Source organism: Cytobacillus firmus DS1 (assembly GCF_000565285.1).
In the GTDB taxonomy this organism is placed as follows: domain Bacteria; phylum Bacillota; class Bacilli; order Bacillales; family Cytobacillaceae; genus Cytobacillus; species Cytobacillus firmus_A.
Window position 1 is genome coordinate 1 of the sequence record NZ_APVL01000046.1, and the last position, 11,934, is coordinate 11,934.

At 41.2% G+C, this 11,934-nt stretch carries 10 protein-coding genes and 1 riboswitch; of the genes, 3 read left to right on the forward strand and 7 right to left on the reverse strand.

Features of this window, described 5'->3' with window-relative positions; translation table 11 throughout:
* Positions 1-23: 23 nt before the first annotated feature.
* The 7 genes from PBF_RS24305 to PBF_RS24335 all read right to left on the reverse strand — a co-directional run bounded on the left by PBF_RS24305 (position 24) and on the right by PBF_RS24335 (position 8,945).
* Positions 24-563 carry a nucleotidyltransferase domain-containing protein gene (locus PBF_RS24305; RefSeq protein ID WP_235192334.1) on the reverse strand — a complete coding sequence of 180 codons (540 nt, stop codon included), beginning with the start codon at positions 561-563 and terminating at the stop codon, positions 24-26.
* 24 nt (positions 564-587) lie between these two features.
* Positions 588-4,250: a dynamin family protein gene (locus tag PBF_RS24310; RefSeq protein WP_035333543.1), complete on the reverse strand. Its 3,663-nt coding sequence runs from the start codon at positions 4,248-4,250 to the stop codon at positions 588-590.
* A gap of 665 nt (positions 4,251-4,915) precedes the next feature.
* Complete coding sequence (locus tag PBF_RS24320) at positions 4,916-5,479, reverse strand: isoprenylcysteine carboxyl methyltransferase family protein (protein WP_035333545.1); 564 nt, start codon at positions 5,477-5,479, stop codon at positions 4,916-4,918.
* Between the two features lie 4 nt (positions 5,480-5,483).
* A complete protein-coding gene (locus PBF_RS24325) occupies positions 5,484-6,566 on the reverse strand; it encodes a type III polyketide synthase (RefSeq protein WP_035333547.1) in 1,083 nt (360 codons plus the stop codon).
* 216 nt (positions 6,567-6,782) lie between these two features.
* Positions 6,783-6,932: a hypothetical protein gene (locus PBF_RS26320; RefSeq protein WP_160169292.1), complete on the reverse strand. Its 150-nt coding sequence runs from the start codon at positions 6,930-6,932 to the stop codon at positions 6,783-6,785.
* A 103-nt stretch (positions 6,933-7,035) separates the two neighbouring features.
* Positions 7,036-8,346, reverse strand: a complete 1,311-nt coding sequence (locus PBF_RS24330; RefSeq protein WP_035333549.1) for a nucleobase:cation symporter-2 family protein — start codon at positions 8,344-8,346, stop codon at positions 7,036-7,038.
* Positions 8,343-8,945: a xanthine phosphoribosyltransferase gene (locus PBF_RS24335; protein WP_035333551.1), complete on the reverse strand. Its 603-nt coding sequence runs from the start codon at positions 8,943-8,945 to the stop codon at positions 8,343-8,345. Before PBF_RS24335 ends, PBF_RS24330 begins: the two co-directional genes overlap by 4 nt.
* Before the next feature lie 150 nt (positions 8,946-9,095).
* Positions 9,096-9,197: riboswitch (purine riboswitch) on the reverse strand.
* A gap of 362 nt (positions 9,198-9,559) precedes the next feature.
* On the opposite strand from PBF_RS24335, the gene PBF_RS24340 reads away from it, so the two are divergent.
* The 3 genes from PBF_RS24340 to PBF_RS24350 are packed head-to-tail and all read left to right on the forward strand — an operon-like array spanning position 9,560 to position 11,862.
* Positions 9,560-9,709, forward strand: coding sequence for a hypothetical protein (locus PBF_RS24340; RefSeq protein WP_035333553.1), 150 nt, complete (start codon positions 9,560-9,562; stop codon positions 9,707-9,709).
* A 21-nt stretch (positions 9,710-9,730) separates the two neighbouring features.
* Positions 9,731-10,207, forward strand: coding sequence for a cytochrome c oxidase subunit II (locus tag PBF_RS24345; RefSeq protein ID WP_035333556.1), 477 nt, complete (start codon positions 9,731-9,733; stop codon positions 10,205-10,207).
* Entirely contained in the window at positions 10,207-11,862 is a 1,656-nt protein-coding gene (locus PBF_RS24350; protein ID WP_035333558.1) for a b(o/a)3-type cytochrome-c oxidase subunit 1, read from the forward strand. The genes PBF_RS24345 and PBF_RS24350 overlap by 1 nt, the downstream gene beginning before the upstream one ends.
* Positions 11,863-11,934: the final 72 nt, after the last annotated feature.

Here is an 11,934-nt window from a genome sequence, read left to right on the forward strand (position 1 = left end):
GGGCACTTTTTTATCAGTGTCCGCTATCCGGGGTATAGTTCATACAAAAAATCCCCTTTTACGTTACGTTGCTGAAGCAGCTGCCTTGATATGAGGCAGGCCCTTACTGCCTGAATCAGCAGCTTCTGTTTCTTAAACGTAAAATCCTCGTTCTTTACCGCTTCACCAAGATTGCGGGAAAAAGCCTGAGTGTAATGCTGGAATAACTTAAATCTTGAATACTCTACTTCCGCAATACTCCTCAGCCTTTCTGAAAAGCCGTTCAAATCCTTGTAGATAATAGGTGAGTATGCCCATTCAAATATACTGGGATTGGATTTCTGCATAAGGTCAAATGCTTTAAAGATATCCCAGCCGTGCGCATCAAATGGGGTATCTGTATTGATAACCTCTTTTGGGCACTCAAGGGAAAGATATGTTTTCAGATTTCTATGTTTGAAGATGAAGCGAATATCATAATCAGAATCCGCTTCATCTGTCCCCCAGGCCCTGCTCCCCGCTTCACAAGCAAAAAGGATATCGATATTATATTTCTCTTCTGCTGTGCACAGCCAATTGTCCATGTGAAAAGCAGCAACCTTTCCAAGTTAATTTTCGTACTGTGCAATATTCCTCTCAATTTCTTTCAGCTCTTCAATTGGGAAATCATCTTTTAAAGCAGCCGTAATTCCTTCATAATATTCGTTGTTCTGTTCAATCATCGAATTGAGCATCCGCTCGAATTCAACCATCAGCAGGCTGCTGTAATGGAATTGCAGCCTGCTGCTTTCAGCCTGCAGATAACGGTCTGCAGGTTCCTGAAGATTCTTCTCAAGTTCATCCGCTAATTGCTTGCGCTCATTTTTTTCAAAAAATGCTTTTGGATTTTTAAAGTAGGACAAAGCTTTTCTAAATTGGTTCGGGTCTTCATTGGAAAATGCTGATTCAAATTCAATGCTTTCCATTTTTAACGGCTCATATGAGCTAAAGGACAAATCACTGTTCACATTGGAGGCTTTTTTTGAAATAGTCTCCTGCTGCTGGCCGATCAGCTTGGATATATAGGATTCAAGCCTTAATGTTGTTGCGCGAAGCTCCTGGGCAAAATCAAATCCAAAGCTTGCAAGGAATTCATCAAGTGCCGCCTTAAGCATTTTCTTTAAATTCCTGCCGTCATCTTTCAGAACTGAAGGATTGAAGGCCTCCTTAACAAAGTCGAAAAAACGAAGAAATACTCTTTGCTTGATGTAAAAGAGAAGCTCATCCGTTTCCTGTTCAAGCCTTTGGGAAAGCAGTTCAGGTTTTTGTCCGCTGATAAGCGCATGAATTGTCTGGTGTTCTTTCTCAAGCTGTTTGAGCTTTTCAATCCTGACTTCTTTATTTTCCTGTGAGGAAGAAATATAAGACCTCAACTGGGCTAAAAGGCGTCTCCACTCTGTTTCTGCTGATGAAACGGAAATATTCAGCAGATCCTGATTAATAAAGGAGTAAAAGTTTTTTTCAAATGAACTGATATTAGATACTTCCTCTTTGCTGCTATCGAGCTTCTCTGCCAGAGCTTGAAGGCTTGAAATGCCAGACAGATTAGGACGCCGGATTCCGTATTGCACCAGCTGTTCTTCAACGTACTGGAGCACCGAATCTTTTTCTTCTTCATTATTGGCAAGGTCAATGGCATTGACGATAAAGAACATCTTATCAAGGGAGAACGTATCCTTAACCCTCCCCAGCTGGATAAGGAACTCTCTATCCGCTTTTGAGAAGGCATGATTATAATAAGTGACAAAAAGGATAGCATCCGAGTTTTTTATATATTCGAATGCGACTCCAGTATGCCTCGCATTAATTGAATCTGCCCCGGGTGTGTCAACCAGGGTAATTCCCTGCCTTGTCAGTTCACAGTCAAAGTAAACTTCAATCGTTTCAACAAAGCATGATTTTTCTTCATTGGCAACATAATCTCCAAACTCATCCAAGTCAGCTTTAATGATTTTCCCCAGCTTATCAGTGAAGAAATTGTACCCTTTCATAAAGGCATTAAGAAATGCAAAGTGTGTCTTTTCACTCGCATCAAAATCCTGGTTTTCACCAGTAATCTTCTTAATTGCGGCGGCAGCATCATCAAAGTTTCCTGCTGAATAATCAAACACCTTCAAGGAATGATTGATATCATTTAAAAGTGTATGCGAATCTTTAACTTTAACAAGAACGGTTCCATGTTTATATTCATCTGTAACAGGCTTAATCTTGTTGATAGCAGCTGTCGTCGGATTCGGTGAAACAGGAAGAAGCTTATTCCCGATCAAAGCGTTGGCAAAGGAGGACTTCCCTGCACTAAATGCACCAAAAAGGGCAACTGTGAATTCTTTGCTCTCAAGCCTTGATGCTTTATCTGCCAAATCAGCTGCAAGCTTTCTGAAGCCAGGGAGCTCCTTTACTGCATTAGCAGTATATTGAAGCTTTTCAATAACAGGCTGTACAGCTGAAGCAACCGCTTCCTTTTCAGGCTCTTCATCAGGTGACTGTTCAGAGTTCCGGGTTATTTGTTCTTTCTCAGCATTATCTTCATTCAGGAAAACAACTTCAGCTTCATCAACTTCTTCTGCTGCAAGCATCTGGGCTTTTTCCTGAAACTCATGAGTATTAAATTCACCAGTCAAATAGACTTTCATTCCCGCTGATGCCTTATTAATTTTTTCATGGATGGCCTTTAGCGCACTTAAGGCTTCAGCGTGATCATTAAGGGTGTGAATTTCATTGATCAGCGCAGTTTGTTCCTGGCTGTTATTTTCTTCGAGTGCTTCTAGAAGTGCATTTTTTAAAGAAGCTGCGTTCTTTTTGGCAATTCTCTTTACAGCCTCAGCTGTGTCGTTTGTATACTGCAGAACATAGTCACCTGAAACCATTGCCCCGGTTTTTACTGTTTCAGCTAAAACAGCTGGTTCAAAGTTAAGCTTGAAGCTCTGAACTTGTGCAAGTTTTTCAGAATCATGGATATTATGCTGCTTGAACTGCTGTAAAAACAGCTCCTTTATATGCCACTCCAGCTGAGATTTAACTTTTTCTGATAAATCCTCATAGAAGCGGTCAAGCCTCAAAGACCTTTCCTGCTCCGTTTTCTGTTTGCTGAAAAACAGTCCAATCTTAAAGGAAGGCTGGCACGATTCAAGGTATGATTCAGCCAGTTCCCTCGTTTGGAAAGGCATTAAATAGGCATTTTTCAATATCTCTTCTAATTTACCGGTTACCTCTATATCAGCCTCATGTATGGAAGAATTCATCTTATTTAACTGCTTCTCCAGGTCTTCCAGTCTGCCGGGAAGCTGCTCCCTGTCATCCTGATCAAGTTCTGCCAGTTTTTCTTCCCAGTCAGCTTTTTCAGCTGCATGAGAGTCTCTTAAAAACTCAAGATGATCCTCTGTTAATTTCTTCAAAGAATTAAAAACAGACTGAGGCAAAAGTTCTTCACGATCAGCGATGCTGCTGTTAATAAAGCTCTGAAGTTCCTTAAAATCGTTTGCAGGATGGTTCTCGTCTTTTAACGTGGTGTAAAAAATCCGGGCAGGCTTTACTCCCCAGGATGCAAATGAATCCTTTACACTTTTTTTGAATTGCTCAAAGCTGAGTTCTTCATCGCGATGTTTATCAATCTGATTGATTACAAGATAAACATCTTTTCCTGCTGCCGTCAGTTCTTTCGTAAAAAGAAAATTTAATTCCGACTGCACATGGTTGTAATCCATTACATAAAAAATGAGGTCAGCTAAATGAAGAGCAGATTCAGTAGCAATTCTATGCGCATCATCAGTAGAATCGATTCCTGGTGTATCCATAATCACTGCCTTTTTGGGCAAGCTGGCGGCGGAATGGCTAATTTCAATGGAATGGATAGAATCTCCGTCTTTGCAATAGGATTTTACCTGTCCGTAATCATACGGGGCAGGATAAAGCCTTGGCTTTCCTTCTTTAAAAATTACTTTCGCATAATCTTCCTCACCAGATTTGACTTTGACCAGGTTCGCACTGGTTGGAATCGGCGAGGAAGGAAGAAGATCCTCCCCTGCCAGCCTGTTGATCATGCTTGATTTTCCGGCAGAAAAGTGCCCGCAAAAAGCTATGGCAAATTCCTGGTTCCTTAGCTTAATTACAAGATCCTTTGCTCTTTCGGCTGTCTCGGCATCTCCATTTCTCTTGGCAAATGTATATATAGCAGTTATTCTGTTTATTAATTCAGTTTGCTGCAATCCTGGTTGCAAAATCGTGTCGGCCATTTCCAATAATCCCCTTGTAACTTTAATTTACTTCCTATTTTAAATGATTTTTGTTTATTTTCCTATACAGGATGGATTAATCTTTGATTTTTCTAATTTTTATCAGTAAAATCGGTTTCTGCTGTTATTCTATGTTCTATTTTCAAATTACTGCTTATAAATTGTTTGTCTTTCAATTTGGCCCGTTGATTTCCGCTGCAGGCTTTCGCTTTCCGTGGGGCGGGCGCTGGGCCTCCTCAACGGTACGCGTCTCCGGGGTCTCACCTGTCCCGCTGCTCCCACTGGACGTTGAATAAGCTTCCTTGAAAAAACACCGCACGAAGAAAATGCGATAGCATTTTCGAGGATCTCGCTCCTTCCGCTCCAATCAAACAGTGCATTAATGTATTTAAACTTCTAAAACCAAATAAAATAGACGATATGAAAACAAAAACCAGGCATAGATAGCCTGGTTTCAATAAGTAGTTATTATCTTGTATGTGGTCTAGCTACGTTATTTAAAACATGTTTCATAACAAGTGAGTAGGCAGCAATTGTGCCGGCAACGAATAGAATTGTCATATGTAGCAGCACCTTCCTGTTGGAATGATATTGAGAATAATTTTCAAATTCAATTAGAAGTTTATCACGAACGATAATCATTTTCAATAGGGATTTTAAAATTGTCAAACTTTTTTAATATCTTCATTAAGGTCAGTCCGTAATCGTAAAAAGGCTTCTTCGTATTCTGTCAATTCCTTCAGTGCTTTTTCCTCTGCTGGTATTCTGACCGATAGCACCATTATATTTAGCAAAGTTAATACTGCAGCCGTTAGATAAGCCTGAAACATGAAAGGAATCACGAGAAATTCAGCAGCTACAATGGCATAGTTAGGATGCTTTATGAACCGGTATGGCCCTCTTCTGACTATCTTAGCTCCCGGCAGGACAATAATTTTTGTATTCCAGTATTTCCCTAAAGAAAACAGAGCCCATATCCTCCCAGCCTGGGTAAGGAAGAACAGAATCAGCAGTATGGGCCAAAAAGGCGACAGATTTTTTTCAAAGATTACTACTTCCAGCAGATAGCAGACAAAAAAGGAAGAGTGAACCGCAACGATCCACGGATAGTGCCTCTGGCCAAACTCCAGTGCCCCCCTGCCTTTCATCCACTTTTCATTACTCCGGGCTAAAGCAAGCTCTGCTGCCCTCTGCAAAATGATGAAGGTAATAAAAATTATGAACAGCATGTATTCACTCCCATTCCAGCAGCAGTAATTCCGAGCTGAATCCCGGTCCGAGTGCAGTTGCAAGCCCGGTATCTCCCTGCCTGCCGATCTCCATAAACCTTTTGAGTACGTATAGAATAGTTGCAGATGACATATTACCGAATTCCTTTAATACATCAAGTGAAATCCCTGTCATACAAGGGGCGAAATGCAGCGCTTTCTGATATGCATCAATGACTTTTTTACCGCCTGGATGGGCAACAAAATGGGTTATCTCTTCCATTTCTATGCCTTTTCCCCTTAGAAATTCCGTTACATTAGGCTTTAGCCAGTCCTCTATTATGGATGGTATGTCCTTTGAGAAAACCACATATAACCCCTCATTCTTAACTTCCCAGCCCATTACATCCAAAGAATTTCGCATGGTTGTTGATTGGGTTCCCCGAATTCCGGGAATGGATGACAGCTTTTGAAAATCCCTTTGTACCTCATCACCCGTTATAAGCGCACATGCTGCACCGTCAGCAAAAAGAGAGGTCCCGATAAGATTGCTCTTTGACCGGTCATTGCGCTGAAAGGTCAAACTGCATAACTCTATACTTAAAACCAGCACCTTTGCTTCAGGGAAAGCCAGACAGTATTCATAAGCTCTTGAAAGCCCCGAGGCGCCGCCTGCACATCCCAGCCCCCATATCGGGATTCGTTTCGTATGCTCAGAGAATGGAAGCTTATTCATAATTCTTGCTTCAATACTCGGAGTGGCAATCCCTGAACTTGAAATAGTAAAGATGGCGTCGATTTCATCGCACGGAAGATTTCTGGTCAGGAAAAGGTCATTTTCCAGACAGTGCTTTATTGCCCTTGTTCCCAGTTCAATAGACTGTTCAATATATGCATTGTTTCGTTCTTCAAATGATTTATCTGTTTTGAACCATTCCATTCCCTTTACAAAGTGCCGCTTTTCAATTTGGCCGTTATGGAAAGCTTTTAATAGCCGTTCAATATCCTTAAAGGAATCCGAAAATAAATCCCTGGCAAAATCCATTACCTGATCCTGTGTCAGAATATGTTCTGGTATTGCCTCCGCTACTGATACAATTGCTGGCATACGTGACTCTCCTTCATTTTCTTTCTGTTAATTTTTCCAAATAAAAGCAATTTATGTTTCAAAATTGGATAATTGAACAAAAAAAAGCTCCCCCATTAGGAGGAAGCAATGTGTTTTGAAGGAGTTGTTGTGCATCTTTATTATAAATGAATAACTAAAGGAATAGCATTACTAAATCTTTTCCAATTCAATAAGTTTGGCTGGCCCATGACAAAATTATTCTGATGCATCCAATCCATTATTCTTTTTATGGTGCTTTTGTACTTCTATATATATTTTTTTCGTAACCAGGATACCGCAAGCAGCACAAACCTCTTCTTCATTATATAAAAGCCGGCAGTTATCACAATAATATTTCTCCATCACATTACACTCTCTTTCTTGCGGGAACAATCGCTTAGGAAATGTAAAAATACCGATAGATTATTATATTGATTTCCAGAATTATTGTGATTACCGCAAAGAAGAATTATGAAGCCTTCTGCTCCGCAAAAGATGCAGGCTGAACTGCTTTTTTACCTTTAGCAACATTGAATACGATGTTTAAAAGAATTGCCGTCACACTGCCTGCCACTATTCCATTATCAGTCAGGATGCGTATACTCGAAGGCATTTGCGCGAATAGTTCAGGAACAGCTGTTACTCCCAGTCCCATCCCGACAGAGCAGGCAATGATCAATAAATTTTCCTGGGAGGAGAACTCCACCTTGCTGAGCATTTTAATGCCATAGGCGACTACCATACCGAACATGGCAACCATTGCACCTCCCAATACCGGAGTTGGAATGATAGTGGTCAATGCGCCGATTTTCGGAACCAGCCCAAGCAATACAAGGAAAGCACCTGCTGTATATATGACATTTTTCGTTTTTACGCCTGACATCTGAAGAAGTCCGACGTTTTGGGAATATGTTGTATAAGGAAAAGCATTAAAGACAGCACCAAGGATGATTGCAAGCCCTTCAGCACGATAACCATTTGACAGATCCTTTTCTTCCAATTTTTCTTCACAGATATCACTCAGAGCAAAATAAACGCCGGTAGATTCAACTAAACTGACCATTGCTACTAGAATCATAGTAAGGATCGCTGTCACCTCAAATGTCGGCATGCCAAAATAGAAAGGTGATGGCATATGAAACCAGGAAGCTTCTCCAACTGCAGAGAAATCTACCATGCCCATAAAAAACGCTGTAATGGTGCCAGCAGCCAGCCCAAGCAAAATGGCAATTGCACGAATAAAGCCTTTAAAAAAACGGAAGAGAATAATGATGAACAGCAAAGTTCCAAAAGCCAATGCTATGTTTATCATCGAACCAAAATCCGGGCTTCCCTGCCCGCCAGCCATATTATTCATGGCAACAGGAATTAACGTAATCCCGATAATTGTAACTACTGACCCTGTCACAACAGGCGGGAAAAATTTCACCAGTTTTCCAAAATACTTTGAAACAGCTACCACAAAAATACCGGAAACCAGTATAGAACCATAGATTGCCGGTATTCCATACTGACCGCCAATCGCAATCATTGGTCCAACAGCCGTAAATGTGCAGCCAAGGACGACCGGAAGCCCAATACCAAAAAATCTGCTGCGCCATACTTGAAGCAGTGTTGCAATTCCGCACATAAAAATATCAATTGAAACCAGATAAGTAAGCTGTTCCCCCGTTAATCCCAGTGCCCCTCCTACAATCAGCGGTACAATGACCGCGCCTGCATACATGGCAAGGACATGCTGAATTCCGAGCGAAGCAATTTTAATTGGATTCTGATTCATCGGATCAATTCCCCCATATTCTCTGTGGTTTCTTCAAAGCTGATCATGCCATTTTCAAGAGAGTCAATAATAGCTAAAGATTCGACCCGGAATCCCTTATCTCTCAGCTGCTGGCCACCCTTTTGAAAGCCTTTTTCAATAACAATTCCTATCCCTGCAACTGCTGATCCCGCTTTTTGGGCTATTTCCGCAAGACCTAATGCAGCCTGTCCATTCGCTAGAAAGTCATCAATGATCAGTAGATTATCCTCTTCTGAAAGATATTTCTTCGAAACAGAGATTTCACTTGTTTCTTCCTTAGTAAAAGAATAGACAGAAGCTGTAATCAGATCATTTATCAGAGTGAGAGATTTTCTTTTTCTCGCAAATACAACCGGGACATTCAGATGAAGCCCCGCCATTACAGCTGGCGCAATCCCCGAAGATTCGATAGTCAATATTTTTGTAATCCCGCTGCTTGAGAATCTATCTGCAAATTCTCTTCCGACTTCATGAATTAGCTGAGGGTCTATTTGGTGATTCAGAAATGAATCCACCTTTAAGACTGAAGGTGATAAAACAATCCCTTCGCATTTTATTTTTTCAATAAGCATATCCATTTTGCATCCTCCTCTGTGTTAGAAAGCCTTCATAATTCAGGGCCAAATAAAAAAGCCTGAGACCCATCGCATTCACAGCATAAAAATGAGTGAAGCAATGGCCTTCAGGCTGGAGTTAAGCTGCAGGCAAACGAGGATGACAAAAAAAAGTCCTGGTCATTGCTCACTCATAGTCGAATTATTTACGGTAATCCGGTAGAAACTTGCGAGCCATATCCTCGCGATTATATGAGTGAATGTTATTAATTTATTAACATTATAACATCATTTCCTGATTCTTCAACAAAAACCTTCAACTAAATACGAATCAAAATCATATTTTTAGTCAAAATCGTTCGTGAATCAAACAGTTTGTCATCTTCAGTATGAATTATTTTTATAAATATTCCCTATATTTGTAGCCTAATGTAAACCTTCACATTTTTTTCACAATTTACGGATGTATTTTGTGATTTAAATCACTTAAATATCAATTTTTCACCATTATCATAGTGTTTAAGTTACGAATGAACAATTTGTGAACTCACCAAAAGCATCTAGAATCTTCCTAAATGTTTTGTATTATGAAAGTGTAATCATTTACTTTTTCCAATTTTCGAAAGGAGTGAAGGAAAATGGCGAAAACGGAACTCAGCCGCAAAACAAAAACTGAAATAGAGGATAGCTCTTCCTTAAAGGGAACGTTAGCTTCCGTTTTCTTATTGGGATTCTTCCTGATCATTACATGGGTAGGCGTTTATCTATTATTTATCAGCCGTTTTTAAAGTTAGAAAGGGGAAAAAGCCATGCATATGCATAAGTTTGAAAAAGCCTGGCTCATTTTTGGAATCGGATCGCTGCTTGTTTTTCTAACAGTGCTGGGAGTCAGCGCATTTTACCTGGGAAATCAGCCTCCAAGCTGTTTGGCAACCATTGATCCTGAAAAGGTCGATACTACCGTTCCATTTAATGAGCCTGGATTGAAAAAGGTAGAAGGAAAAGATTGGGATTACGAATTGGTATACGTAGCATCTGCGTTTTCCTATAGCCCAGCTGAAGTGGAGGTTCCATATGGCGCTAAAGTGAAAATTATCGCTACAACCAAAGACGTTGTCCACGGTTTCGAAGTTGCGGGATCAAATATCAACATGATGCTTGAACCCGGCTATATCAGTGAACATGTGACAACATTTGATAAAACAGGCGAATACTTAATTGTATGTAATGAATATTGCGGTGTTGGTCACCACATGATGTCGTCTAAAATTAAGGTGGTGGAATAATGTTTAATCCTTCAGCAAAATTAAAAGTTGACCGCCGTGACGGAAAATTGGCAATGGCCCACTTTTTCGTTGCCTTTACAGCTTTAGCAATAGGCGGCCTTGCCGGTTTATTGCAGACCTTGGTCCGCTCCGGTAAATTCGAGCTTCCGGCAGGTATCGGGTATTATCAAATTCTCACGGTTCACGGTGTTGTATTGGGCCTTGTACTTACTACCTTTTTCATAATGGGCTTCCAGTTAGCTGCAACAAGCAAAACATCAGGGACCCTTACAAATAAACAGCGGATTACCGGCTGGATCGGTTTTTGGCTGATGACAGCGGGAACTGTTCTTGCAGCTGTTATGATCCTGCTGAATGAAGCAACTGTTCTATATACTTTCTATGCTCCTCTTCAAGCACATGCTTTGTACTATATCGGATTAACACTTGTTATAGTGGGAAGCTGGATTGACGGGGCAGCAATCATTATGAAATATGCAGAATGGCGAAGGAAAAATCCTGGTCAGCCTAGTCCATTATTAACCTTCATGTCGCTGGTCAACACGATGATGTGGATTGTTGCAACAATCGGTGTAGCCTCAACTGTTCTTTTCCAGCTGCTTCCATGGTCATTGGGATTTGTTGAAACCGTAAATATCGGTGTCAGCCGTACTTTATTCTGGTATTTCGGACATCCGCTTGTTTACTTCTGGCTATTGCCGGCTTATATGGCCTGGTATGTCGTCATACCAAAAGTCATCGGCGGAAAGATTTTCTCTGATTCCTTGGCACGTTTGTCTTTTATATTATTCCTGCTGTTCTCAATCCCTGTCGGATTTCACCATCAATTAATGGAGCCGGGAATTGACCCGGCATGGAAGTTTCTGCAGGTTATCCTGACATTCCTGGTTGTCATTCCATCTTTAATGACTGCATTTTCTTTATTTGCTACTTTCGAAAGCTTTGGCCGTTCTAAAGGGGCAACAGGGTTATTCGGCTGGGTTAAGAAACTTCCTTGGGGAGATGCGCGATTTGCCGTTCCTTTCATTGGAATGGTAGCCTTTATCCCTGCGGGTGCCGGCGGGATCGTCAACGCCTCCCACCAGATGAACCAGGTAGTTCATAATACGATTTGGGTAACCGGCCACTTTCACTTAACAGTGGCAACATCTGTAGTACTTACATTCTTTGGGGTTTCTTACTGGCTTATTCCTCATCTGACTGGAAGAACATTAACCAAAGCAATGAATAAATTAGGGATCATCCAGGCAGTTATCTGGTCAATCGGAATGACATTCATGTCCGGTGCCATGCATGCTGCAGGTCTGCTCGGAGCACCGCGCCGTTCATCATATTCTGAATATGGCGGAGCAGCACAAGCAGCAGAATGGATTCCATACCAGGTTGCACAGGCAATCGGCGGATCTATTCTCTTCATTGGCATTATTTTAATGATCTATATCTTTATCAATCTTGCATTCTTCGCACCAAAGGGCGAGCAGGAATTCCCTGTCGGAGAAGCGGCTGATGAAGCAGAAAAAGCGCCGATGGTATTCGAAAACTGGAAGCTGTGGCTCGGAATTACCGTTGTTCTTATTCTATTTGCCTACACTATTCCATTTATCGATTTAATTCAAAATGCACCTCCAGGAGCCAAGGGATATAAGTTATGGTAAGAAAAGCGCAAGCGCCTTGCCCACGAAGTAACGCAGACTAAAAGCGCCACGTCCTGTGGCAACGTCTGCATG

What these genes read in the sequence shown, in the direction of transcription:
- PBF_RS24340 (WP_035333553.1), top strand. Translation starts at nt 9,560, where the DNA reads ATGGCGAAAACGGAACTCAGCCGCAAAACAAAAACTGAAATAGAGGAT.
- PBF_RS24345 (WP_035333556.1), top strand. Translation starts at nt 9,731, where the DNA reads ATGCATATGCATAAGTTTGAAAAAGCCTGGCTCATTTTTGGAATCGGA.
- PBF_RS24320 (WP_035333545.1), bottom strand. Translation starts at nt 5,479, where the DNA reads ATGCTGTTCATAATTTTTATTACCTTCATCATTTTGCAGAGGGCAGCA.
- PBF_RS24330 (WP_035333549.1), bottom strand. Translation starts at nt 8,346, where the DNA reads ATGAATCAGAATCCAATTAAAATTGCTTCGCTCGGAATTCAGCATGTC.
- PBF_RS24305 (WP_235192334.1), bottom strand. Translation starts at nt 563, where the DNA reads ATGGACAATTGGCTGTGCACAGCAGAAGAGAAATATAATATCGATATC.
- PBF_RS24310 (WP_035333543.1), bottom strand. Translation starts at nt 4,250, where the DNA reads ATGGCCGACACGATTTTGCAACCAGGATTGCAGCAAACTGAATTAATA.
- PBF_RS24325 (WP_035333547.1), bottom strand. Translation starts at nt 6,566, where the DNA reads ATGCCAGCAATTGTATCAGTAGCGGAGGCAATACCAGAACATATTCTG.
- PBF_RS24350 (WP_035333558.1), top strand. Translation starts at nt 10,207, where the DNA reads ATGTTTAATCCTTCAGCAAAATTAAAAGTTGACCGCCGTGACGGAAAA.
- PBF_RS24335 (WP_035333551.1), bottom strand. Translation starts at nt 8,945, where the DNA reads ATGGATATGCTTATTGAAAAAATAAAATGCGAAGGGATTGTTTTATCA.